This is a genomic window from Methylocystis sp. H4A (genome assembly GCF_015709545.1).
GTDB lineage: Bacteria > Pseudomonadota > Alphaproteobacteria > Rhizobiales > Beijerinckiaceae > Methylocystis > Methylocystis silviterrae.
In genome coordinates this window covers 35,295-58,995 of sequence record NZ_JADNQY010000023.1, presented here as the reverse complement: position 1 = coordinate 58,995, position 23,701 = coordinate 35,295, and the positions used below count along the sequence as shown (strand labels likewise).

At 64.2% G+C, this 23,701-nt stretch carries 27 protein-coding genes, 1 tRNA gene and 1 pseudogene; 18 read left to right on the top strand and 11 right to left on the bottom strand.

Translation table 11 applies throughout. The features are described 5' to 3' along the window. Positions 1-168 precede the first annotated feature (168 nt). The 6 genes and pseudogenes from IYW40_RS22080 to IYW40_RS09385 form a co-directional block, all read right to left on the bottom strand. Positions 169-294 (bottom strand): hypothetical protein, encoded by a 126-nt coding sequence (locus IYW40_RS22080; protein ID WP_281432874.1) that lies wholly within the window; start codon positions 292-294, stop codon positions 169-171. A gap of 411 nt (positions 295-705) precedes the next feature. After that, complete coding sequence (locus IYW40_RS09400) at positions 706-1,041, bottom strand: hypothetical protein (protein WP_196400408.1); 336 nt, start codon at positions 1,039-1,041, stop codon at positions 706-708. A gap of 320 nt (positions 1,042-1,361) precedes the next feature. Further along, positions 1,362-1,558, bottom strand: a pseudogene (locus tag IYW40_RS21785) (TrbI/VirB10 family protein); the annotation flags it as partial. A 28-nt stretch (positions 1,559-1,586) separates the two neighbouring features. After that, positions 1,587-1,662: transfer RNA gene (locus tag IYW40_RS09395), tRNA-Asn, on the bottom strand. Between the two features lie 116 nt (positions 1,663-1,778). Then, positions 1,779-2,687: a sugar kinase gene (locus tag IYW40_RS09390; RefSeq protein WP_196400407.1), complete on the bottom strand. Its 909-nt coding sequence runs from the start codon at positions 2,685-2,687 to the stop codon at positions 1,779-1,781. A gap of 87 nt (positions 2,688-2,774) precedes the next feature. Further along, positions 2,775-3,113, bottom strand: a complete 339-nt coding sequence (locus IYW40_RS09385) for an iron-sulfur cluster assembly accessory protein (protein ID WP_175094359.1) — start codon at positions 3,111-3,113, stop codon at positions 2,775-2,777. A gap of 173 nt (positions 3,114-3,286) precedes the next feature. Here IYW40_RS09385 and dgt point away from each other — a divergent pair, with 173 nt between their 5' ends. The 12 genes from dgt to serS all read left to right on the top strand — a co-directional run bounded on the left by dgt (position 3,287) and on the right by serS (position 14,860). Continuing rightward, positions 3,287-4,702: a dGTP triphosphohydrolase gene (gene dgt, locus IYW40_RS09380; RefSeq protein WP_196400406.1), complete on the top strand. Its 1,416-nt coding sequence runs from the start codon at positions 3,287-3,289 to the stop codon at positions 4,700-4,702. 103 nt (positions 4,703-4,805) lie between these two features. Then, a complete protein-coding gene (gene argS / locus IYW40_RS09375; protein WP_196400405.1) occupies positions 4,806-6,587 on the top strand; it encodes an arginine--tRNA ligase in 1,782 nt (593 codons plus the stop codon). Between the two features lie 88 nt (positions 6,588-6,675). After that, complete coding sequence (locus IYW40_RS09370) at positions 6,676-8,004, top strand: SPOR domain-containing protein (protein ID WP_196400404.1); 1,329 nt, start codon at positions 6,676-6,678, stop codon at positions 8,002-8,004. A gap of 9 nt (positions 8,005-8,013) precedes the next feature. After that, a complete protein-coding gene (gene nagZ / locus IYW40_RS09365) occupies positions 8,014-9,021 on the top strand; it encodes a beta-N-acetylhexosaminidase (protein WP_196400403.1) in 1,008 nt (335 codons plus the stop codon). A 4-nt stretch (positions 9,022-9,025) separates the two neighbouring features. After that, positions 9,026-9,313 (top strand): hypothetical protein, encoded by a 288-nt coding sequence (locus IYW40_RS09360; protein WP_246720738.1) that lies wholly within the window; start codon positions 9,026-9,028, stop codon positions 9,311-9,313. Then, a complete protein-coding gene (locus IYW40_RS09355) occupies positions 9,310-9,720 on the top strand; it encodes a PIN domain-containing protein (RefSeq protein WP_196400402.1) in 411 nt (136 codons plus the stop codon). Before IYW40_RS09360 ends, IYW40_RS09355 begins: the two co-directional genes overlap by 4 nt. Before the next feature lie 128 nt (positions 9,721-9,848). After that, positions 9,849-10,655 (top strand): ScpA family protein, encoded by an 807-nt coding sequence (locus tag IYW40_RS09350; protein WP_175094355.1) that lies wholly within the window; start codon positions 9,849-9,851, stop codon positions 10,653-10,655. Positions 10,656-10,679: 24 nt separating this feature from the next. Then, entirely contained in the window at positions 10,680-11,435 is a 756-nt protein-coding gene (gene scpB, locus IYW40_RS09345) for an SMC-Scp complex subunit ScpB (RefSeq protein ID WP_196400401.1), read from the top strand. Positions 11,436-11,600: 165 nt separating this feature from the next. Beyond that, positions 11,601-11,834 (top strand): twin-arginine translocase TatA/TatE family subunit, encoded by a 234-nt coding sequence (locus tag IYW40_RS09340; protein ID WP_175094353.1) that lies wholly within the window; start codon positions 11,601-11,603, stop codon positions 11,832-11,834. 134 nt (positions 11,835-11,968) lie between these two features. Further along, the gene (locus IYW40_RS09335; RefSeq protein WP_196400400.1) at positions 11,969-12,388 is read left to right on the top strand and encodes a preprotein translocase subunit TatA; all 420 of its coding nucleotides are present in this window, start codon (positions 11,969-11,971) and stop codon (positions 12,386-12,388) included. Beyond that, complete coding sequence (tatC, locus tag IYW40_RS09330) at positions 12,385-13,170, top strand: twin-arginine translocase subunit TatC (RefSeq protein ID WP_196400399.1); 786 nt, start codon at positions 12,385-12,387, stop codon at positions 13,168-13,170. Before IYW40_RS09335 ends, tatC begins: the two co-directional genes overlap by 4 nt. A 187-nt stretch (positions 13,171-13,357) precedes the next feature. After that, on the top strand, positions 13,358-14,860 hold the full coding sequence (gene serS / locus IYW40_RS09325; RefSeq protein WP_196400398.1) for a serine--tRNA ligase: 1,503 nt from the start codon (positions 13,358-13,360) through the stop codon (positions 14,858-14,860). On the opposite strand, the gene IYW40_RS09320 is transcribed toward serS, so the two are convergent. Then, complete coding sequence (locus tag IYW40_RS09320) at positions 14,798-15,307, bottom strand: SH3 domain-containing protein (RefSeq protein ID WP_196400397.1); 510 nt, start codon at positions 15,305-15,307, stop codon at positions 14,798-14,800. The genes serS and IYW40_RS09320 overlap by 63 nt on opposite strands. Before the next feature lie 123 nt (positions 15,308-15,430). Between IYW40_RS09320 and surE the strand changes: the two genes are divergently transcribed. The 4 genes from surE (at position 15,431) to IYW40_RS09300 (ending at position 18,857) form a co-directional block, all read left to right on the top strand. Next, positions 15,431-16,204: a 5'/3'-nucleotidase SurE gene (gene surE / locus IYW40_RS09315; RefSeq protein ID WP_196400396.1), complete on the top strand. Its 774-nt coding sequence runs from the start codon at positions 15,431-15,433 to the stop codon at positions 16,202-16,204. Continuing rightward, a complete protein-coding gene (locus tag IYW40_RS09310) occupies positions 16,201-16,890 on the top strand; it encodes a methyltransferase domain-containing protein (RefSeq protein ID WP_196400395.1) in 690 nt (229 codons plus the stop codon). Before surE ends, IYW40_RS09310 begins: the two co-directional genes overlap by 4 nt. A 126-nt stretch (positions 16,891-17,016) precedes the next feature. Continuing rightward, positions 17,017-18,405, top strand: a complete 1,389-nt coding sequence (locus IYW40_RS09305; protein ID WP_196400394.1) for a peptidoglycan DD-metalloendopeptidase family protein — start codon at positions 17,017-17,019, stop codon at positions 18,403-18,405. Positions 18,406-18,563: 158 nt separating this feature from the next. Further along, the gene (locus IYW40_RS09300) at positions 18,564-18,857 is read left to right on the top strand and encodes a hypothetical protein (protein ID WP_175094346.1); all 294 of its coding nucleotides are present in this window, start codon (positions 18,564-18,566) and stop codon (positions 18,855-18,857) included. On the opposite strand, the gene zapE is transcribed toward IYW40_RS09300, so the two are convergent. Both zapE and IYW40_RS09290 read right to left on the bottom strand, forming a co-directional pair. Beyond that, a complete protein-coding gene (gene zapE, locus IYW40_RS09295; protein WP_196400393.1) occupies positions 18,832-19,983 on the bottom strand; it encodes a cell division protein ZapE in 1,152 nt (383 codons plus the stop codon). The genes IYW40_RS09300 and zapE overlap by 26 nt on opposite strands. Then, the gene (locus IYW40_RS09290; RefSeq protein WP_196400392.1) at positions 19,980-20,477 is read right to left on the bottom strand and encodes an N-acetyltransferase; all 498 of its coding nucleotides are present in this window, start codon (positions 20,475-20,477) and stop codon (positions 19,980-19,982) included. The genes zapE and IYW40_RS09290 overlap by 4 nt, the downstream gene beginning before the upstream one ends. A gap of 109 nt (positions 20,478-20,586) precedes the next feature. On the opposite strand from IYW40_RS09290, the gene IYW40_RS09285 reads away from it, so the two are divergent. Further along, on the top strand, positions 20,587-21,162 hold the full coding sequence (locus IYW40_RS09285) for a GNAT family N-acetyltransferase (RefSeq protein ID WP_196400391.1): 576 nt from the start codon (positions 20,587-20,589) through the stop codon (positions 21,160-21,162). On the opposite strand, the gene IYW40_RS09280 is transcribed toward IYW40_RS09285, so the two are convergent. Next, entirely contained in the window at positions 21,148-21,642 is a 495-nt protein-coding gene (locus tag IYW40_RS09280) for an NUDIX domain-containing protein (RefSeq protein WP_246720737.1), read from the bottom strand. The two genes, IYW40_RS09285 and IYW40_RS09280, sit on opposite strands and share 15 nt — an antisense overlap. Positions 21,643-21,756: 114 nt before the next feature. Between IYW40_RS09280 and IYW40_RS09275 the strand changes: the two genes are divergently transcribed. Further along, positions 21,757-22,638, top strand: coding sequence for a metallophosphoesterase (locus IYW40_RS09275; protein ID WP_196400390.1), 882 nt, complete (start codon positions 21,757-21,759; stop codon positions 22,636-22,638). 120 nt (positions 22,639-22,758) lie between these two features. On the opposite strand, the gene IYW40_RS09270 is transcribed toward IYW40_RS09275, so the two are convergent. Beyond that, positions 22,759-23,493, bottom strand: coding sequence for a hypothetical protein (locus IYW40_RS09270; RefSeq protein WP_196400389.1), 735 nt, complete (start codon positions 23,491-23,493; stop codon positions 22,759-22,761). Positions 23,494-23,701 lie beyond the last annotated feature (208 nt).

Genomic DNA, 23,701 nt, shown 5'->3' with positions numbered 1-23,701 from the left:
GGACGGGCGCGACGCCATGATGCCGGGCAGGCGCTCGCCTTCGAAAAATTGAAGTTTTGGAAGCGGCTCTGCTGTCCGCCGGAAGCCGAAGCCTGCGCATCAGGACCAAGCCCCGCGGATGCGCAGGGCAGAGCCTAGAGCGGGGACGCCATTCGCGTCATGCCGCGCCTAACCGGCGAGGCGGATTTCCTGCGTCGAACTGGCGGAGCTGAGAACCCCGCCGCCCGATTCACAAGTGATGGTGATGATGATGGTGAAGATTATGATGATGGTGGTGATGATGATGGACGACACCAGCCGATCTTGCCATCGCGGGAGCCGGTGAAGGGGTGACAGGCATAGCCGTAGTCTTTCCCGTCACGTTGTTGAGCACGTTCGTAACTGCCAGTCCCGCCTCGGCCCCCACGCGATTCACTCCAGAGGCAAGCTCTGAAATAGGATTTTGGGCTCTCGCTGCTTGAGCAGTGAGAGCAAAGCCGACCATCAGGCCAAATACCAACCCAGCGTTCTTAAAGCACGCCATGCGAACCTCCCTGTTTCTCTCTGCAAAAGGATCCTCATCAATAGTTGGCGGCCGCGGCCGAGCCAATGCCTTTGCGCAGGCGACGACCGAGTTTTTTGCCCCCCGGCGCCACTTCGCCGAGGATCCGCCGGCGAGCGGATTCAGGAAGCGGAAGGTGAGAATCTCCTACCTCTCACGCTAGCTCACGCTTTCGCCGAACGTGATGGCACAAGCTGACAGGGGACCGAAATGACCCGCCGGACGCACTCGCCCTCGCGATGAATTTTTCCGCTGGCGGGGACAGGCGCCTCCGCGGAAGGAGCCTTGTTTCCGTCATCGCTCGACCAGGCCTCGATCAGGTTCTCTCCGTCGTAAAGTTCGACCCGGTGATTGTCAGTGGAATTTTTATAGCGCGCCACAACGCCGCCGAAATTGCTGAGCGCCCGGCTGGCGTCGCGATCTCGTAGCGTTCCGAGTTGCTTCGCGCCCTTCCAGATGACGATGTTGAAACGTGGTTCGCTCAATCGATTGGCATTCATTTTTGCAGCCCCGATTTCGAATCGCCTGTGCTCATGCTTGCATAATTCGCGCAGCTTAAATTCACTCGATCGTGTTCAAAAACCCCTCCGAAGGCAGGGGCAAGCTGTTTTTTGCGGAACTCAGGTGTTGAATAATTTCAGTAAACCAATGTTTTGGCAAAACTCGGCCTAAACGAGTGAATCGAAGGCATGCGGCTCGAAAACATGCTGAAACGTCCAATGACGACAAACGTGACATTATTGTGCGACCTAGTTCTGGCCCCGAACGCTGGCGAGACTGCCCGACCTGCTACAGGGGACATGATTTCGGTAGCGACTGCTTGGGGGATCAGCAGAGATTTCCCGGTCGGCGTCATAGACGCTTTCGGTCACTTGTGCGGTAATCTGCCGGGAAGATCGGAACGTATGTCAGAGACGAGGGCCGCCGGAATGACGGCGCCGGCTGCAGCACATAGCGGGAGGCGGGGCTCTGGAGCCGATCGGAGTTCACAGTTCGACGATCGGCCGCCGCATTTACGCACGGCGTTCGCAGTTTCGTTCCGAGATGGCTCCCCGAGTAGGACTCGAACCTACGACCTAGCGATTAACAGTCGCGTGCTCTACCAGCTGAGCTATCGGGGAATGCGGTCCCGCGTATACAAGGCGGGCGACGGTTTGCCAAGCCCGCCTCGGCGACTCCGTCGTGCATAAATGTCGGCGTCGCGCGGGCGGCTTTGGGTCGCCAGCGACGGATGGGCTCAAACCGGGCTCAGCGCATCCGCCGGCGCAAAGGCGGCGAGCGCCGCGGCGACGTCGTCGGGCGAGGGCAGCCCCGCCTCATTGCCGAGATGCTGGATTTTATGCGCCGACGCCGCGCGGGCGAATTCAAAGTGTTCCCGCCAGGGGGCGTCCGGCCGCTCGAGATAGGCGGCGCAATAGGCGCCGTGAAAGACGTCGCCGGCGCCGGACGTGTCGACGATGAGTTCGTGCGGCACGGCGAGCGAGGCCATCTGCGAAATCTCGCCGTCCTCGTCATACCACAACATGCCCTTTTCGCCGGTCGTCACCCCGCCGATCCGGCAGCCCTTGGATTTCAGCCAGCCAAGCATGTCGAGCTCCGACAAGGACATTTGCTCGCAAAGCTTTTCGGCCACCACCGCGACGTCGACGTAACCCGTCAGCTCCTCGATGCAGGGCCGCAGCGCGCCGCCGTCAAGCGAGACGAGAGCGCCGCGCGCCCGAGCCCCCTTCGCATAATGGAGCGCGGCGTCGGCCATGTGCCCGTCGAGATGCAGAAGTCGCGTTTCCGAAATGTCGAGGCGCGGAACGCCCTGCAGATACGTGTCGTCGCGCGCGCGCAGGATCGCCCTCTTGCCGTCATTGGGCCAGACGAAGGACAGCGACGAGCGCGCCACCCGTCGCGGATGGACATCGATCCCGTAGGTATGGGCCATGTCCATGAACATGTGGCCGAGCCAATCGGGCGCGAGCGTGGTCAAGAGATCGACGGGATGGCCGAGCTTGGCGCAGGCGAAGCCGGCGGTGACGGCGTTGCCGCCGAAACTCACCGCATAGTCACGCGCTAACGCCTTCTGGTCGCCCAAAGGCATGCGCGGGGCGCGCATGGTGACGTCGATATAGGCATGGCCGATAAAGAGCGCGTCCAAGGCTGAAACTCCCAAGATGGCGCCGAGCGCTCGCCGCAGAATGACCCCGCAGCAAGGTGACGCGCGCCTGCAACTGCGGCTGTGGCGTCAGACTGAAAAGCTGGTGCCGCAGCCGCAGGAGGAGACGGCGTTGGGATTAACGACACGGAAGGACTGTCCCATCAGATCGTCGACAAAGTCGATTCTGGCGCCGACGAGAAAGCCAATGGACGCGGGGTCGATCGCGACCCGGGCGCCGGCGTGCTCAAGGAGCGCATCCTCCGCGCCCGGGGCGGACTCCACGGCGAAATGATATTGGAAGCCGGAGCAGCCGCCGCCTTCGACTGAAACGCGAAACACCGCGCCGGGCGACTCATTGGCGAGGATCGCGTGAATGCGCCGCGCCGCCTGATCGGTGAGCGCGATATCGCTTGCCGCCGTCGTCATCCGTTTCTCCGTCACTTGCCTGCGCGGGCCGTCGCGAGTTACTGCGGGCGGAACGCCCGATCGAAAGAAACTCGCCCGAAATTTTAATTTCGGCATATCCCATTCTGCGCCAAGCTAGGCGGTTTGCGGGATATGCTCCTGTTGCAAGATAGGTCCAAACCTGAGGCGTTTCAATGAAAGGCGTGCATGTGGCGGTTCGCGGTCCTCTTGCGGCATACGCCAGCGACGCCGCGCGCTCGCGCGGCCGACTTTACGCGGAGGCGCCATCGCCGACGCGGAGCGAATTCCAGCGCGATCGCGACCGAATCATCCACTGCACCGCCTTTCGCCGTCTCGCACATAAGACGCAGGTCTTCGTGCCGCTCGACGGCGATCATTTTCGCACCCGCCTCACCCATACGATCGAGGTCGGGCAGATCGCCCGCGCGCTCGCCCGCGCGCTGCGCGTCGATGAGGATCTCGCGGAAGCCGTCGCGCTCGCCCATGACCTCGGCCATACGCCGTTCGGCCACGCCGGCGAGGGCGCGCTCGAGGCCTGCATGGCGCCCTATGGCGGGTTCGATCACAACGCTCAGGCGCTGCGCGTCGTGACGCTGCTGGAGCGCCGTTACGCACGCTACGACGGTCTCGATCTGACCTGGGAGACGCTCGAAGGCATCGTCAAGCACAATGGGCCACTGCTGCCCGCCGCACGCGACGAGCATCCCTTCCCTCATCCTGAGGAGCGGGCGAAGCTCGCGTCTCGAAGGACGAGGGAGAGCGCCGAGTCCGAAGCGCATGGCTCCTCGTCCTTCGAGACGCCGCCTTCGATCTCGGGCTTGCCCGAGATCGACATTCAAATTCGCAAGTCGGGTAAACCCGACTTGCGGGCCGCTCCTCAGGATGAGGAGCCCGCGGCTGGCGTGGCGGGTATTCGTCCACTGTCGCGCTACATCGCGGCCTTCAACGCAATCTTTCCGCTCGATCTCTCGACCTTCGCCAGCGTCGAGGCGCAGGCCGCGGCTCAGGCCGACGATATCGCCTATATCGGCCATGACATCGACGACGGCCTGCGCGCCGAACTGTTTTCGCTCGATGACATCGCGCGCACGCCCTTCATTGCAGGGGTGCTCGCGCATGTCCGCGACGAATATCCCGGCCTCGAACGGGCGCGCGTCATCCATGAGCTGGTGCGCCGCGTCATCACCGCCTTCGTCGAGGATTCAATCGGCGAATCGCTACGGCGTTTGGCGCGTGTTTCGCCGGCGAGCGCCGATGAAGCGCGGCGGGCGGGCGAAGCCCTTGTCCGTCTCTCGCCGCCGATGGCCGAAGCCGAGCGCGACATCAAGGCTTTCCTCTTCGCCAACATGTATCGGCACGAGAAGGTCATGGGCGTCTGGGAGCGGGCGCGCGATGCGATTTCTCGGCTGTTTCCGGCCTTTTTTGAGAACCCGGAGCTGATGCCCGCGGAATGGGCGGCGCAGGCGGTGGCCCTGGAAGACGCCGATCGGGCTGTGGTGGTCGCCGATTATATCGCCGGCATGACCGACCGCTACGCGCTGAACGAAGTGAAGCGGGTGTTTGGCGGTGAAGCCGCTGGTCGACCTTAAGACCTGCCGCGGGGCAGCGGGTGTCTGTCGAGCCCTGCGGACGGGGTGATTTCCCCGGCCCAAGCTGTTAAACGGGCGGCCGACCTTAAGCGCCCGGACCTCCATGAACATTTTCGACGACTTTCACGCTCGCATCGCCGCCATTCTCGATCGCATCGCGGCCGATGGCCGGCTGCCCAGTCTTGATCACGCGCGCTTCGTCGTTGAGCCGCCAAAGGACGCGACTCTGGGCGATCTTGCGTCGAACGCCGCCATGGTCTTCGCCAAGGAGGCGAAGCCGCATTTCGCCTCTCCGCGCGAACTGGCGGTCGAAATCGGCTATGCCCTTGCGCAATCGCCGGACGTCGCCGCGACCGAGGTCGCGGGGCCGGGTTTCATCAATATCCGGCTGAAGCCCGAGATGTTCACGCAGGTTCTTTGCGCCGTGTTGCGCGATCCGCAGAATTTCGGCCGCGTCGCCAAGAGCCGGTCAAGCGCCCTGCAGGGCAAGGTGAATGTCGAATATGTGTCGGCCAATCCGACGGGGCCGATGCATGTCGGCCATGGCCGGGGCGCCGTCTTCGGCGACGCGCTCGCAAATCTCTTGGCCTTTTCGGGCTGCGAGGTGACGCGCGAATATTACATCAATGACGCCGGCGCCCAGGTCGACGTCCTGGCGCGCTCCGTTTTTCTCCGCTGCCGCGAGGCTCTGGGCGAGGCGATCACGATCCCCGAGGGACTCTATCCGGGCGACTATCTGAAGCCGGTCGGCGAGGCGCTCGCCAAAGCGCATGGCGAGGCGCTCGCCAGCGAGGCGGAGAGCCAGTGGCTGCCAATCGTTCGCGCCGCCGCCATCGACGCCATGATGGAGATGATCCGCGGCGATCTTGCCGCCTTGAACATCACGCATGAGACGTTCTTTTCCGAGCGGGCCTTGCATGCAAAAAGGGACGGCGTCTCGGCGATCGACGCCGCCATCGACTGGCTTCGGGCCAAAGGCCTCGTCTATGAGGGCCGCTTACCCCCGCCAAAAGGGCAATTGCCCGACGACTGGGAGGATCGCGAGCAGACGCTGTTCAGATCGACGCTCTTTGGCGACGACGTCGACCGCGCCTTGAAGAAATCCGACGGCTCGCCGACCTATTTCGCAGCGGATATCGCCTATCATAAGGACAAGATCGATCGCGGATTCGACACGCTTGTCGACGTCTGGGGCGCGGATCACGGCGGCTATGTCAAGCGCATGACGGCGGCCGTCGCCGCGCTTTCCGACAAGCGCGTGACGCTCGACGTCAAGCTTTGCCAGCTCGTCAAGCTGATGCGCGCCGGCGAACCGGTCAAAATGTCCAAGCGGGCCGGGGACTTCGTCACTTTGCGAGAGGTCGTCGACGAGGTCGGCGTCGACGCCGTGCGATTCATGATGCTCTATCGCAAGAATGACGCGCCGCTCGACTTCGACCTCGCCAAAGTCATCGAGCAATCGAAGGACAACCCGGTCTTTTACGTCCAATACGCCCATGCGCGGGGAAAGTCGGCGCTGCGCCAGGCGCTCGCCGCTTTTCCCGATATGGACCTCTCGGCCCAAAGCCTAGCCGAGGCGAATCTGGCGCTTTTGGCGGACGAGGGCGAACTTGCTTTGGCCAAGATGATCGCTCAGTATCCGCGGGTGATCGAGGCGGCGGCGGCCGCGCATGAGCCGCACCGGGTGGCCTTTTTTCTGCATGAACTGTCGAGCGTGTTCCATTCGCATTGGAATCGCGGCAAAGATCAGCCGCACTTACGCTTTGTTAAGGCTGAAGAGAGAGAGTTAACCATCGCTCGGGTTGCGTTGGTTAGCTCTTTAACGATCGTCCTGGGGTCAGGCTTGAGGCTGCTCGGCGTGAGCGCCCCCGACGAGATGCGCTAATCGACGCCTTGAGCGGCCACGGCCAGGCGTAGGACGCGCTTATCAATTTGCTTCGCGCCCCCCCAGGAATCAACGAGCGAGGTGCATTATGCGCGAGACATCCGTTAGAGGCCCGGCGATCGATCTCGGCGAATTCGAGCGGCGGCTGCGCGGGTCCGAACGCGCCCCCCGAGCCGACGATCCGCTCAGCGAACTCGCGCGGCTGGTCCATGGCGGAGACCGCGCCGCCACGGATCCTTACAGCCAAATTCTCGCGGCGCGCGACGCTCGCGCTCAAGCCGCTGAACTGCGGGGATCCTATGACGCCGCGCCGCCAGTGGCGGCTGAACCGCCATATTATCCAGAGCCGTCGATGGAGCAGCCTTTGGAGCCTGCCTATCCGGTTGATCCCGACTATCGCGATTTGCCGCCGGGCTATAGCCCGCAGCAAGGGGCCGGATACGAGTCCGCGTATCAGGAGGCCGAGGCCGGCTGGAGCGATGATTCGCAATATCTCGATTATGGCCAGAGCGATGAATATTATGAGGATTCTCACGGCTGGCGATCCTGGTTCCGGCCGTGGCACGCCGTCGTCGCGATTTCGCTCGTCGCCGTTCTGAGCATCGGCTTCGCTTTCTGGCATCGCAGCGGCTCCAATGGCTCACGCGAGATCGCAACCATCGTCGCCCCGGAAGGACCGGTGAAGGTAAAGCCAAGCGTTGAGGCCGAAACTACGGCGCCCGACGCCAGCGCCGCTGTCGTTCTGGACCGCAGGGAGCAGGCGCCGGTTCAGAAGCTTGTCACCCATCAGGAACAGGCGGTGGATCCATCCGTTACGCCGCATGCGGCGCGGCTCGGCGACGGGCCTGTTAATTTGCCGCATGAGCCTCCGGCGCCCGCCACGGCCGCGCCAAGGAGGGTGAAAACCGTCACCGTGCGGCCGGACGGCAGCCGGGTGGAAGATGGCGCTCTGCCGACGGCCGTCGCCATGGCGAGCCGGCCCTCTGCCGAGACGGCGGCGCGTGCAGCCCTTCCAGGCGCCATTGGCGCGGCCACCGCGACCCCGCCGACCCAGGCGAAGCCAACGGCGACGCCCCCGCGAATCGCCAAGCCGAAGCCTGCGACGCCGAAAGTCGCCGCGGTAGAAGAGTCACCGCCGGACGCGGATTCCGATCAAGCGGCGCCTCCGAGCAAAGGCGGCTTCGCCGTGCAGTTCGGCGCGGCGGACAGCGAGGCCGATGCCCGCGAACTGCTGAAGACCGTCGTCAGCAAATATCGCTCACAGCTGGGCGGCCTGAAGCCGACCTTCAAAATGGCGACCGTGAATGACAGGACCGTCTACCGCGTGCGCGTCGGGGCCGTCAGCAAGGAGTCCGCGAACGCGATCTGCAGCAAGGTGAAGGCGACCGGCGGCTCCTGCTTCGTCGCGGGTAACTGACGGGACGATATGCGCGCCTTCATCTGTGGATTAAAGGGCTTCGCGCTCGAGGCCGACGAGCGCGCGTTCCTGCGCGACGCCGCGCCGTGGGGCGTGATCCTCTTTCGCCGCAATGTCGACGCGCCCGAGCAGATCGCGCGGCTGACCGCCGACATTCGGAACGCTCTCGGCCGCCATGCGCCTGTTCTGGTCGATCAGGAGGGCGGCCGCGTGCAGCGTCTGGGTCCACCGCACTGGCCGGCCTATCCGGCCGCCGCGCGCTTTGAGCTGGCGGCCGCCAACGCCGCGCAGGCCGAGCGACTCGCTTGGCTTGGCGCTCGGCTCATCGCCCATGATCTGCGGTCAGTCGGCGTCGACGTCGACTGCCTGCCGGTGCTCGATGCGCCCACTGAGGATTCCCACAGCATCATCGGCGATCGCGCCTATAGCCGCGATCCGGCGCGCGTCGCCGCGATCGGCCGCGCGGCCGCCGAAGGGTTGATGGCGGGCGGCGTCGCACCGGTGATGAAGCATATTCCCGGTCATGGGCGCGCCCGCGCCGACAGCCATTTGGAGCTGCCGGTGGTCAAGGCGAGCCGCGAGGACCTGGAGCGTATGGATTTCGCGCCGTTCAAGGCGAACGCCGATCTGCCGATGGCGATGAGCGCCCATGTCGTCTACACGGCGATAGATCCAACTGCGCCTGGAACACTGTCAAGGTCGGTGATCGGCGACATCATCCGCGGCCATATTGGCTTTGATGGTCTCCTCATGACCGACGACCTTTCGATGAAGGCGCTTTCCGGGAGCTTTCGCCAGCGCGCCGAGAACGCGATCGGCGCCGGATGCGATATCGTGCTGCATTGCAACGGCGATCTTGCGGAGGCGCGGCCGGTCGCCGAAGGCGCGCCGCCGCTGGAAGGCGCGGCGCTCGCGCGCGCCGAAAAGGCGCTCGAATGCGTGCGGCGGCCCGTCGAACCCTTTGATGTCGCGGAGGCGACGCGCGAGTTCGACGCGGCGATGCGGGCTGTGGCGTGAACTCTTGCGCGCAGGCGCACTCAAGTCTAACTGTGAAAATATGAAAAATATCACAGTTTCACTTGACGACGAGCTGTATCGCCGGGCGCGGATCAGGGCGGCGCAGGAGGATACTTCAGTGTCCGCGGTGGTTCGCCGTTTCCTGATTGAATTCGCTTCGGAAGGCACGGAGTTCGACCGGCTGAAACGCCAGGAGCAGGAACTCCGCGCGCAGATCCAGGAATTTTGCGCTTCGGATCGGCTCTCGCGCCAGAGCGTTCATGAGAGGCAAATCGGGCACAAAAAACGGTGAGGGGCTTTCTGGACACCAATATTCTCCTCTACTCGATCAGCCGTGAGCCGTCTGAGGCGGAAAAGCGCGAGCGGTCCATCGCATTGCTGGATCAGGATGACTGGAGTCTGTCGACGCAGGTTTTGCAGGAGTTCTATGTGCAGGCGACGCGACCATCCCGAAAGGACGCGCTATCGCACGACATCGCGGCGGGTCTTGTGCGCGCGTGGCAGAGGTTCAGGGTTCAGGACATCACGCTGGCGATCGTCAACGCCGCGCTCGACATCAAATCACGATATGGATTTTCCTATTGGGACGCCGCAATCGTCGCCGCTGCGCAGGCGCAGGGGTGCTCGCGGCTTTATTCCGAAGACCTCTCTCACGGGCAGCTCATCGACAATCTGCAGATTATCGACCCCTTTCGATAGCGGTTCTCTCCTGTGGACCGGCGTTCCCAATGCGCCGGCAGCGCTTGCGATAGCGGGCCATCGGGGCCACTCTCGCGCCGAAACGCTCGGCCACGCCGATTCGTAAAGGAAACAGGCGCAATTCGGGAATGGCCCAGGAACTGACCTTCGAGCTGGACGAGCCCCGCGGCGACGCCGAAGAGGCCTTTCTCGTCGACGTCGACGGATTCGAAGGGCCGCTCGATTTGCTGCTCGAGCTTGCGCGCCGGCAGAAGGTCGACCTCGCCCGCATTTCGATCCTCGCGCTCGCCGAGCAGTATCTCGCCTTCATCGAGGCGGCGCGGCGCGTGCGCCTCGAACTCGCCGCCGACTATCTGGTGATGGCGGCCTGGCTCGCCTTCCTGAAGTCGCGTCTGCTGTTGCCGGATCCGCCGAAAGGCGACGAGCCGTCCGCGTCAGATCTCGCCGCCGCGCTCGCGGATCGCCTGCGCAGGCTCGAGCTCATTCGGCGCGCCGCCGACAGGCTCACCGAGCGCGCGCGGCTGGGGCGCGATATGTTTCTGCGCGGCGGCCCTGAAGGCGTTGAGACGATCTCGCATCCCAAATTTCAGGCCAGCCTCTACGATCTTCTCTCGGCTTACGCCCGGCAGCGCCAGAAGACCGCGACGTCGCGGGTGGTGATGCGGCAGCGCGCGGTGTGGTCTCTGGCCGAAGCGCGCGAAGCCCTCGAACGGCTCGTCGGCGTCGCGACGGAATGGACCGTGCTCGACGATTTTTTGCTGCATTACTGTGTGGACATGCAGACGGCGCGCACTGTGCGCGCCTCGGCCTTCACCGCTTCGCTCGAAATGGTGCGGGAGGGGCGATTCGACATCCGTCAGGACCGGCACTTCGCGCCGCTTTGGGTGCGGCGGCGGGCGCCCGACGAAGCGGAAGAGACTGCGGGCGCGTCTTAGCCCCGGAACTATAGGAGGCATCCGGTGGCGCAGGCTGCGGAGAAGATCGAACTCTTTGACGTGAACAGCGACGACGAGCTTGCGCGTCACGAGGCTCGGCTGCGCGAAGCGGAGCGCATCATCGAGGCGCTGCTTTTCGCCTCCGCCGAGCCGCTTGATGAAGCGGAAATGGCGCGCCGCATCGAGGAGGGCGCCGATCTCGAGCGCGTCCTGGAGCGGCTGCGCGCCCATTATGCGGGCCGCGGCGTTAATCTCACCCGCGTCGGCAAGAAGTGGTTTTTCCGCACCGCCGCCGACCTCAACTGGATCCTCGCACGCGAGCAGGTCGAGGAGAAAAAGCTCTCCCGCGCCGCGCTGGAGACGCTCGCGATCATCGCCTATCACCAGCCGACGACTCGCGCCGAGATCGAAGAGATTCGCGGCGTCGCCATTTCCAAGGGCACGCTCGACGTGCTGCTCGACACCGGCTGGATCAGGCTGCGCGGCCGCCGCAAAGCGCCGGGCAGGCCGATCACCTATGGCACGACCGACGCCTTCCTGATGCATTTCGGGCTTGAGCAGATCGGCGATCTGCCGGGGCTCGACGAACTCAAGGGCGCTGGCCTGTTCGATGGCCGGTTGCCGAAGGGCTTCGGCGTGCCGCAACCCTCGGATGACGCCGCCTTGCGCGACGATGAAGAGCCGCTTGAAGATGAGGCGCCGGAGCTGCTCGAAATGGAGTTTCCGGACGAGCCCGAGGCGCCGGAGACGCCTGAGGCCGCCGACGACGAGGAGCTTTGACGGCGCCGCCGAGCGGCGCGGTCAAGCGACAGGAAATTTCCACGTCCCTTAAGGATGTCCGCGGCGTGCATCTGCGCGCCGCGTCCTTGTTTTTATGGCGAGGGGCGCATAGTTTCCGGGCAAACGCCGGTCGTCCCGGTTTTCTCGTTAGGAAGGATGCGCGCCATGGGCGGTCTGTCGATCTGGCATTGGATCATTGTCGGCGCGGTCGTCTTCATTCTTTTTGGCGGCAAGTTCAAGATTTCCGACGTGATGGGCGACGTGGCCAAGGGCATCAAGGCCTTCAAGAAGGGCATGTCGGAAGACGAGGCGGCCGATGACGCTAAAAAGCCGCTCGAAGGCCAGGCCAGCGAGCGCCGCGCTCTGGAGAGCGACAAGGCGGACAGCAAGAAGGTCTAGCGGCCCCTCCCTGTCCCTCCCCCGCTATTGGGAGAGGGACCCTTACGAGCAGCGTGCCACGCGGATAAAAGCGGCTCCGCTCCCTCTCCCGCAGAGCGGGGAGGGTTGGGGTGGGGGTGAGAGCAGGTAACGATATGTTCGATCTCGAACCCGGCAAGCTCATCGTCATCGCCATTGTCGCGCTTATTGCGATTCCCTCGAAGGATTTGCCGCGCGTTTTGCGCACGCTTGGGCAGTTTTCCGGAAAAATGCGCCGCATGGCCGCGGAATTTCAGGGACAATTCATGGAGGCGATGCGCGAGGCCGAGCTCGATGATTTGCGCAAGGAGGTCGGCGAGATGAGGGACGCCGTAAAGGAGAGCGTGAAGCTCGACGGCGCTTTCGATCCGATGGCCGAAGCGCGCAAGCAGATCACCGGCGCGATCAGAGGCGACGCAAAGCCGTCGAAGGATGAGGACGCGCCAATCGCATCCTCCGAGACGCAGCCTTCGGCCGCTCGTCAGGATGAGGATTCTGGTCTCCCTCCGGATTCGTCGAAGAAGGCCGCCACATGAACGAGGCCGATGAAGCCGAAATCGAGGCCAGCAAGGCGCCGTTGATCGAACATCTGATGGAATTGCGCGAGCGCCTGATCAAGGCGCTGCTCGCCTTTCTCGGGATGTTCGTGCTCTCCTTCTTCTTCGCCAAGGATATCTACAATCTGCTTCTCATTCCCTACACGCAGGTCGCAGGTCCTGAGGCGCGGCTGATCTACACGGCGCCGCAGGAATATTTCTTCACCCAGATCAAGGTCGCGCTGTTTATGGCGGCGTTTTTCTCCTGCCCGATCGTGCTTTCGCAGATCTACGCCTTCGTCGCGCCCGGGCTCTACAAGCACGAGCGCAGGGCGTTCCGTCCCTATCTTTTCGCGACGCCGATCTTCTTCGCCTTCGGCGCGCTCGTCGTCTATTTTCTGGTGATGCCCAATCTGCTGCGTTTCTTCATGGGGATGCAGCAGGCGAATGAGCCGGGCAAGGCGCAGATCGAACTCCTGCCGCGCGTCTCGGAATATCTTTCGCTGATCATGACGCTCGTGCTCGCCTTCGGCATCGTGTTTCAATTGCCGGTGGTTTTGACGCTGCTTGGTCAGGTCGGCATCGTGACGTCGGAGTTTTTAAAAGAGAAGCGGCGCTACGCCGTCGTGCTCGTCTTTATCGTCGCGGCGGTTTTGACGCCGCCGGACGTGTTCTCACAGCTCGCGCTCGCTGTGCCTGGCGTGCTGCTCTACGAAGCGTCGATTTACGCCGTGCGCATGATCGAGAAGAAGAGGGCTGCGGCGCAGCAGCCCTCCGCTTGACCCCTTCTCCCGCTTGCGGGAGAAGGTGGCGCAATGAGGCTCCCCGCGTCATGCCCGCGCTTGTCGCGGGCATCCACGCGGCGCCGTTGCGCATACTCTGTCATTTGACCGAAGCCGCTCGGCGTGGATGGCCGGGACAAGCCCGGCCATGACGGTCTGTTGTCACTCGATCACTGTCCAGGCGCCCATGTACGACATCAAATGGATTCGCGAGAACGCTGAAATTTTCGACCGCGGCCGCGCGCGGCGCGGGCTGGAGCCGATCTCAACGCAGCTGCTCGCCTTTGACGATTCGCGGCGCGCGGCGATCGGCGCATTGCAGCGCGCGCAGGAACGGCGCAACTCGGCCTCGAAAGAGATTGGCGCGGCGATGAAGGCGGGCGACGCGGCCAGGGCCGAAGCGCTCAAGGCTGAAGTCGCGACGATCAAGGAAAACTGGCCGGCGCTGGAAGAGGCTGAGCGCTATGCCATCGCCGAACTCGACAACGCGCTGGCGAGCATTCCCAACACGCCGCTCGACGAAGTTCCTGATGGCGCCGACGAGAACGACAATATTGAAGTCGCGCGCTGGGGCGAGCCGCGTGAATTCGATTTCACGCCGAAAGAGCATTTCGAAATCGGCGAACGCCTCGGGCTGATGGATTTCGAAACGGCGGCGAAAATCTCCGGCGCGCGTTTCGTCGTCAACAAAGGAGGGCTGGCGCGATTGGAACGCGCGCTCGCGCAATTCATGCTCGATCTGCATACGAACGAGCATGGCTATATGGAGGTGAGCCCGCCGCTTATTGTGCGCGATGAAGCAATGTTCGGTACGGCACAGCTGCCAAAGTTTCGTGAAGATCAATTCAAGACAGTGCGCGAGGCACAGTCGGGCGAGCAGCTCGCGTCGAAGTTGGATCTACTTGCAGAAGTCCCGACGCCATATGAGGAACGGAAAACCGAGATCGCCGGGGAGTTCGTCAACTCACGCGATGTTTTCAAACAATCTTACGACCCAGAAACAGAAAGTTACCATACTGAACTGACGGGCTTGGGCAAGAGGCTTGTTGATCACTTTTTAGCGCAACGCACTCAAGGCTGGCTCATCCCCACGGCCGAAGTGCCGCTCACCAATCTCGTGCGCGAATCCATCCTCGACGAAGCGCAATTGCCCATGCGCATGACCGCCGGCACCTATTGCTTCCGCGCCGAAGCGGGCGCCGCCGGCAAGGACACGCGCGGAATGATCCGCCAGCATCAGTTCTACAAGGTCGAACTCGTGTCGATCACAACGCCGGAGCAGTCGCTCGAAGAACATGAGCGCATGACCGGCTGCGCCGAGAAGGTCTTGCAGCTTCTCGAGCTGCCCTATCGCAAGGTCGTACTCTGCACCGGCGACATGGGCTTCTCGAGCCGAAAAACCTATGACCTCGAAGTCTGGCTGCCGGGGCAGGGGAGATACCGCGAGATTTCCTCATGCTCGGTCTGCGGCGATTTCCAGGCGCGGCGCATGAACGCGCGCTATCGTCCCGCTGAGAGCAAGGGCAAGAATAAGGGAATCGGCTTCGTCCATACGCTGAACGGCTCCGGCGTCGCGGTCGGGCGCGCGATGGTCGCGGTGCTGGAGAATTATCAGCAGGCTGACGGCTCAGTCGACGTTCCGCGCGTCCTTCGGCCTTACATGGGCGGGCTCACGCGCATCCCGAGCTGAACGCCGTCGGTGGACGCAGCGCCCGCGTCTCGCGGGCTCTTCGCAGTAGGGCTCGGGCGACGTCCCAAAAAACGGCGTCCAGCCATAGCCGTAATCGGCGCGCGGCGCATAGCCGTCGCTGAGCAGGTCGCGCGCCGCGACGGGCAGCACCACGGGGGCGGCCAAAAATCCCAATAGGCCAGAGCCGGGCGCGGTCGGCGGCGCGCCGGGGATGACAAGCGGCGCCGGGACATAGCCCATGGTCCCGCCATATTGCACCTGGCACCAGCGGCCGCAGCCCAGGACATTGAACGGGATATTCGCCGCCATCGTCGTGACCGGCCGCGCGTCCGAACTCGGGCTCACACGCAGCGGCATCACCGCCGCCACATAGGCCTCAAAAGCGGCGGCGCAGCCGGGCGCGGCGCTGATCGCCGCCGCGAGCAAAAGCGCAAGTCGTGAACGCATCAAAATTCCTCCAGAGAATGAGGCGAGCCGATATAGGGTCATTGTGGACGTTCGGCGTCGAATCGTCCAAAGAAACTCGGGCTTCTTCAGGCGCCCGTCCACTCGAGGCGAACCGCTGTAAGCATGCGCATTCTCATCACCAATGACGACGGCATTCACGCGCGCGGCCTTGCAATCGCGGAGGCGATCGCGCGCGAATTCACCGACGATATTTTCGTCATCGCGCCGGAATTCGAGCAGTCCGGCGTTTCGCATTCGCTGTCGCTCAACGATCCGCTGCGGCTGCGCGAGATTTCGCAGCGTCACTTCGCGCTCAAGGGAACGCCGACCGATTGCGTCATCATGGGCCTGCGCAAGCTGATGCTCGATCATCCGCCCGATCTTCTCATTTCCGGCGTCAACTGCGGCCAGAATGTCGCCGAGGACGTCTCCTATTCGGGCACCATCGCCGGGGCGATGGAGGGCACGATTCTCGGCATTCCGTCGATTGCGCTCTCCCAGGTCTATGATTTTTTTGCAGACCGCCGGACGATCCACTGGGAATGCGCGGCGACGCATGGCGTTGAGGTTGTGCGCCGCCTGCTCGCGGCGGGCATCCCGAAGAACGTTTTGATGAACGTGAATTTTCCGCATTGTGCGCCCCAGGACGTCGCGGGCGTCGCGATCACGATGCAGGGCAGGCGCAGTAGCGACATCATGCGGATCGAGGACCGCAAGGACGGCCGCGGCAACCCCTATCACTGGATCACTTTCCAGCGCGGCGACTTCAAGCCGGGGCAGGGCACCGACCTGCTGGCGCTCGAAGAAAAGAAAATCTCCATCACCCCGCTGCAGCTGGATTTCACCGATCACCCGACGGTGACGCGGCTCGCGGCGGCGTTTGAGGGCAAGGAATGACCGAGGAGGCCGGCGCGCGCCAGGCCAGCCAACAATTCGAGGAGCGCGCGGCGCTGCTGCTGACGCTGCGCCAAGCGGGCCTGCGCGATCTTTCGGTCTTGCGCGCGATGGAGGCGACCCCGCGGGAAGCGTTCGCGCCCTACCGTTTTCGCGATCTCGCGTACCGCAATCTCTCGCTGCCGATCGGCTGCGGGCAGACCATGTCGCGTCCGGTCGAACTTGCCAGACGGCTCGAGGCGCTCAAGATCGGCCGCGGCCATCGGGTGCTGGAGGTGGGGGCGGGGTCCGGCTATGGCGCGGCGGCGCTCGCACAGCTCGCAAACGAGGTCGTAAGCCTCGAACGCTTCGAGACGCTCGCCATCGAGGCCTCGCGCCGGTTGACCGCCCACGGCGCTGCAAACGCCAAGGCGATTTTCGCCGATGGCCTCGATCCGCCTCGCGAGCTGGGACGCTTTGATCGAATCATCGTCCAGGCCTCGGTCGGCGCCGCGCCTGCAGCGCTCATCCAGATGCTCACGCCGGGCGGCGCGCTGCTCTTTGCCCGAAGGGAGCACGCGCAGGCCGGCGCGCGGGCGAAGGAACGATTGATTAAGCTTGATCGCAATGAGGACGGCGAACTGCGGGAGACCGATCTTGGCCCGTGTCGCCTGGGGCCGGCGATCCCCGGACTGGCGCAGGCGCTCTAAAACATCGTGACCGAATGCTGAAAATTTTCACGGCCGCGCGCGCTTTGCGTTCATCTTAAACGGCTCCTTAACCGCCGCGCTGTTACCCATAAAGCCGTTCAATGTTGCGTTCGGGTGGGTCGCGTCATGGTTACCAAGCATCATATTGCTTATTCCCGCGCCGCAGTGCGGTTCTTGGCGGCCGTTGGCGTCGCCGCCCTTGTCGCCGGCTGCTCCGACGCCTCTCGTTTCGGAGGCGACACCTTCTCCGATCCCTTCTCCGACCCCTTCTCAGGATCGGCCAAGACCGCCTCGCTCGGCGTCGACCGGGCGCCTGTTGGCGCGATCGCCGACGCGCCGGCGCAGAGCCCGCCCTCCACGACGGTGGAAACCCGTCCATTGCCTGCCCCCTCGGCCAGCGCGTCCGCTCAGAGCGGCGGCGCTTCCATGGCGCGGACTTCTACGCCAGCGGCGCAGCCGTCGCCGACGCGCGTTGCAGCCGCCGGCGCCAGCGGCCACTGGAGCGCCGAAGGCGGCACGCCGATCGTTGTCGCCCAGGGCGAGACCGCGGCACTGCTCGCCACCCGCTACGGCGTGCCCCCCGACGCGCTGCTGCGGGCCAATGGCTTTAACGTCGCGTCCCAGGTTCAGCCGGGCTCGCGTCTGGTGATTCCGGTCTATCGCGCCGGCGCCGCTCCCGTCATGGTGACGCGCGTCCCCGCCGGTCCGGCGAAAGCGGCAGCCGCCGTCCCAGCCGCGACCAAGCCGATCGCCGCGAAGCCTGCGCCGCTGGCGAAGTCCGTGGCCGACGTCAAGCCGGTGGAACAGGCGAAGCCGGTGCGCAAGACCGAAGCCGAACCGACGAAAACCAAGCCGATCGAAAAGTCGAAGGTGGCAGCCAAGACTTTGCCGGAGAAGACGCTCGTCAAAGCAGAGCCGCGCATCGCCGCGACGACGCCGGCGCGCGCCGTCAAAACTGAGCGGATCGCCCGTGGGCCGTCCTCTCCCGAGGCGTCGGAAGCAGAGTCCAAGATCGCGGACGCGCGCAGCAAGCCCGTTGTCGCCGAAACGCCGAAAGAAACGCCCAGCGCCCGTAAGGTCGATACGACCGCGACCGCCTCCATTCCCCCGGCGAATGACGCGAAAGCGGTGGCGTCCGACGAAGGTCGGCCCGAGTTTCGCTGGCCCGCCCGCGGCCGCATCATTCAGGGCTTCACATCGGGCGGCAACGACGGGATCAACATCGCGGTGCCTGAGGGAACGCAGGTCAAGGCGGCCGAAGGCGGGGTCGTCGCCTACGCCGGGAGTGAGCTCAAGGGCTACGGCAATCTCGTGCTCATTCGGCATCCCAACGGCTTCGTTTCGGCCTACGCCCACAATGGCGAACTCGACGTCAAGCGCGGCGATCAGGTCAAGCGTGGTCAGACGATCGCCAAATCCGGCCAGTCGGGCAATGTCGGCTCGCCGCAGCTTCACTTCGAACTGCGCAAGGGTTCGACGCCCGTCGATCCCACCCGCTATCTGGCGGGGTTGTAGGCGTCGACGCAAGAACGCTCCAGCGTCCGCGAGACACGAAGGCGCTGGAGACTTCGGGGCGGCGGGTCCAAAGAAAGGCCCGCCGTTCTCGTCTTTTGGCGCCTCACGGCCGATCAAAATGCTATATGGCGCGGGTCGTAACCGGAGATCCCGCGCCAGTGAAGCATCGTCTCGCTTTCGTTTTCCTGTTCGCCGCCACGCCGGCTTTCGCGGTTGATCCAACCGGCGTCCCGCAGTGCGACGCGCTGCTCAAGCGCTATGAGGCCTGCTCGGGACAACTGCCGCCGTCTCAGGTCCATGCTGCGCAAAAAGAGCTGCTCGATGGCGCGGTCGGCATTCGCTCCGCGGCGACCGATCCAGCCAAGCGGCCGGATCTCGAACGCTATTGCGCCGATCGGTTCGAATTGATGAAACGCGCAAGCGACATCAAGGACTGCATGTCAAAGCCATGAGCGAAGCGCGAGCGTCGATGTAATCTTTGCCCCGCATTTCGGTTAGGCGCGACGCCGCGCGTTCGAATTCGCGGGCTTCGGCGCCGTAGTCCGCGCGGTAGAGTTCGGAAGGCTCCGCCGCGGCGGAAACGACCAGCAGGATGCGCGCATCGTACAGAACGTCGACCAGCGTGATGAAGCGGCGCGCTTCGTTCCGCTGTTCTGGCGCCAAGGCCGGAACGTCTTCGACGATCACCGCGTCGAATCTCTCAGCGATCGCTATATAATCCGCCGCTGACAGCGGTTGACCGCAGAGCGCCGCGAAGCTTAGACGCGCGACGCGGCCCGCCGTTTGCGGGATCTCGATGCGGCGTCGCTTGACTTCAATTGTCGCAGACCTTTCCCCCGCGTCGCCGGCGAGCGTTGCATAGAGCGCGTCAATCGCTGATCTCGCGCGAGAGTCGGCGGGCGTGAAATAGACCTGCCCGAGATCTTCGCGCCGTTGCCGATAGTCGTTCGGCGCGTCGAGACGCAGGACGTCCATTCGCTCCTGCAACATGGCGATAAAGGGCAGGAACAGATCGCGATTGCGGCCGCCTTCGTAAAGCCGCGAAGGCTCGACGTTGGACGTCGCGACAATGACGACGCCCGACGCCAGCAGTGATGAAAAAAGCCGTGCGACGATCGAAGCGTCCGCGACGTCGTGCACGGCGAACTCGTCAAAGCAGAGCACGCGGGTTTCTTGCGCGATTTCCTGCGCCACGCAGCTCACCGGATCGGCGTCGCCACGATGCGGCTTCTGACGCAGGCGATGCAGTCGATCGTGCACGTCCGCCATGAAGGCGTGAAAATGCGCGCGACGCTTCTTTTCGACAGGAAGCGCGCCGAAGAACAGGTTCATCAGGAAGGTTTTGCCGCGCCCGACCGATCCCCAGAGGTAGAGGCCGCGCGCCGGCTGCGCCCGAGGGCGAAAGGTCGCAAGGAGCGCTTGCGTCACACTGGCGCTTTTCGGCCTGCGGCCTGCGAGAGCGTCGGCGAGCGTTTGAAGCTTCTCGATCGCCGCGCGCTGCGACGCGTCGCGCTCCAACGCGCCGTGCGCGACGAGCGCGTCATATTTCTCGACGATGCTCTGCGCGCGCGAAATCATACGCGCCGCATCCTGCCGCTCGCCTCCGCGAGCGCGCCGGGGCGGAGTTCGCAATAGAGCAGGCGCTCCGGGTCCACGGGACCAGGCATCGTGATTTTGCCCTGCGGCACAGGCGCGAATCCCAGCCGCGCATAATATTCCTCGTCGCCGACGAGCAAGACGAGCCCATGTCCGGCGTCGCGCGCCGCGTCGAGCGAATATTTGACGAGCGTCTCGCCGACGCGCTGCTGGCGAAACGCCGGCTCGACAGTCAACGGACCAAGCAAAAGCGCGGGCGTTGACCCGACGAGGATGGGCGTCATGCGGTTCGCGCCGACAAGCAGCGTCCCGATCCGCGCGACAAAAGACAGCGAGCGGTCGGGCTCAACGCCTTCGCGCAAGCGATAGGCTGTACGCGCATATCTGCCCGGACCGAACGCGCGTTCGTCGAGCTTTTCGAGATGCGCGTCGTCTGCGGCCGTCAGCGGCGCAAATTTTACGGCGAGATCGATCATATTGTGGCTTGACCCTGGGCGCAGGCCATATCACGCGCCGTCCGCGCGGCAAAACCTCTCGTTGCGCCGCGACAAGCCCTCATGCGACGCTATGGGCGGAGAGAGGCCAATGGCGGAGTATCGCTTGCGCCGGGCAAGCATTGAGGACGCCCGATCCATCGCCGAAATTCACGCCAAGGCCTGGCGGGAGACCTACCTTGGGGTGATGCGCGCGGAGGCGCTGGCGTCCATCGATCTCGATGATTGGACGCGGCGCTGGCTGCAGCGGATCGGCTCGAGCGAAGGCGCTCAGGCGGTGTTCATCGCCTGCGAGGGCGAGACTCCGGTTGGTTTCGCCCGTTGCAGTCGCCTGTCCAATCCAAAGCTCGTTCCGCTTGGCTTCGAGGGCGAAATCGCGTCGATCTACCTGCTGCTGCGCGCCCAGCGCCGTGGACTAGGCAGGCGCTTGATGCAGCGGCTCGCGGCGCATCTGATTTCCGCCGGCTGTGCGAGCGCCGCCGTTTGGGTCTTGCGCGACTCGCCGAAGGCCCGCGGCTTTTATGAAGCGCTTGGCGCGGAGCCTGTCGGCGTCGAGGGCGTGTGGGACATCGAGGGCGTCGTCCTCCCCGACATCGCTTATGGCTGGCGTGATCTGCGCGCTTTGAGCGCCGGAGCCGGCTCCATCACGCGTTCACCAATAAGGTGAGACAGGCGTGTTCTCCAGCGCCTCGGACAGTCGCGCCCGCGTCCCTGCGGTCGTATCCGCTGGCAGAGCGTCGAGCGCGAAGAAGTCCGCCTCGGCGATTTCGCGATCGGGCGCGCGCGGCTCAGTGATGCGGAACGCGCGCGCGACGTAAAGCGCAACATGGTCCCGCACAGAGAAGCGGCGATTGAAATACATGCCGAATAGTTCAGGCGGTTCGTCCAGCAGGATGTTGGCTTCCTCGTGGAGTTCGCGCTTGAGCGCATCGACCAGAGTTTCACCGCTTTCGACGCCGCCGCCCGGCAAGTAAAAGCCCTTCACATAAGTGTGCCGGACCAGCAGCACGCGGTTTCTTGCGTCGATGACGAGGCCGCGCACGCCCAGGGTCATGGGACGCTGAAAGCGTGCGCCCAAAGCGATCAGCCGCGACGCAAAACGCGTACGCGTCGATGGCGCTGCGCGTCCTTCTTCAGGCTTCGTCAAAACCGCCTCCGATCGCCCGAAACTATGGCAAATGACGCCCGAAAGCACTAGTGTCGCTGACCCATCCCGATGAGGAAAGCGCCGCGCAGCGCGCCCGGCCGTCAGAGAGGATTCTTGAACTTCCGGCTCGCCCATCTTTCCGATGCGCATATCGGCCCAATTCCTCGGCCCAATCTCGCGGAGCTCCTTGGCAAGCGCGTCACGGGCTATGTGAACTGGCTTTATAAACGCGGCGATCAGCACGATATGAGCGTGCTCGGCAAGATCGTCGCGGATATCAAAGCGCAGGCGCCCGACCATGTCGTCATGACCGGGGATATCGTCAACATCGGACTTCCTGGCGAAATCGCGCTCGCCAAAGACTGGCTCGCCTCACTGGGCGCGCCTGGCGACGTGAGCTTCACGCCCGGAAATCACGACGCTTATGTGGCGAGCGTGACCGATCTTGTTCACGAGGTTTTCGCGCCTTGGACGACGGGCGAGGGAGACGGCGCCGGTTTTCCCTATTTGCGCCGGCGCGGCGGCGTCGCGCTGATCGGTCTCGACACCGGCGTGCCGACGGCGCCTTTCGTCGCTTCCGGCCGGCTCGGGGCGACTCAGCTGGCGGCGCTCGCGGATCTGCTGGAACGCGCGAAGGCGCAAGGACTTGCGCGCGTCGTTTGCCTTCACCACCCGCCGCATGTCGGCGGCGCCCGACGGCTGCGCGGGCTCGAAGACGCGGCGGCATTCGAAAGCGTCATCGCGTGTCATGGCGCTGAGCTCGTTCTGCATGGGCATAATCACAAGCCCAGTCTGCATCGTCTGTCAGGTCCGGGCGCCGGGACGCCGGTCGTGGGCGTCGCGTCGGCGTCGGCGCGGCCGGGCGGGCACTACCCAGGCGCCGCCTATAATCTTTACCTGATCGAGCGCGACGGCGACGGCGTTAGGATTTCGCTGCGCAGGCGTGGATTGAACGACGCTGGCGAGGTCGTTGAGCTCGAGTCCGTTCAGCTATGAAAGCGTAGAGCGCGGCTCGCGAAAAAGTGGGAACCGTTTTTTCGCGTTGAGCGCGCTCTAAACTTTGGGAATCGATCAATTTATCTGCATTTGGGCTATTTCGCCCAAATGCAGCGTGATCTAGCCTGCGAAATAGGCGCGATAGATCCATGCCGCCAAGACCGCCAAGAATGCGAAAAAGGCGGCTGCGCCAAAAAATTCGGCGATGAACGCGGCGACGCGAGTCGTTTTTCCGGAGAGGGATTTGTCGTTTTCGCGCGCGTTCGCCCTCTCGCGCGCGGCGGCGACCTTCACGCCAAGCGCCCGCGCCGCGCCGCCGCTCGCGTAATCGACCGCCAGCGCCTTTTCGCGCTCGATCAGGCGATGCGCGATGTAGCTGGTGATCGCTTCGACGAGGTCGTCGATGCTGTCGCTTTCGCGAAGCGTCACCCGGCCGTGGCGCGTATCCTGGAGAAAGCGATAGGTCCGCCTGTCGCGATCCATCTCGACGAAGCCGATCTGGTCGATGAACAGGCGCGGTCGCTCCGCGGGCGCAACGCCAACGTCGAAAATGTCGCAATCGCGCGGCAGCTGCGCCAAAACCGGCGACAGAGCCTCGCCGAGCATCTCCAGCCGGGCGATTTCCGCGGCGCGCAAATCGGAAATGGCGGCGGAGCGCTCCGCGTTCTCGAGGCGCGCGCGGCGCAGCGCGCCGGACAGACTGGCCATACGCTCGTCCAGCGAACCCGTAGGTCCCTTGCGGGCGACTCGCTCGCGCTCCACAAGAAGCGATAGACGCTCCGCGGGCGTTGTGGACGCGTGTGGCTGGTCGGCGTCGCGAGTGTCGGCTGGCGGCGCGGGCAGGGGCTCTTCCATGTCGTCCACTCGCTGTGGCCCTCGCTGCGCGGCCGGGGCATTAAAGCGTTGTGGACTATAGCGGCTCTCGGCGGCGCTGCGAAGCGCGAGCGCGAAGAAGGGAGGCGGGAGTCGACTTTTTCTCCCGGCTCCGGCAAGGGATTCCATACGATAGCCGCTGATTCCGGCCATTAACGTTAAAAAACGCCGGATTCAACAAAAGGCGCGG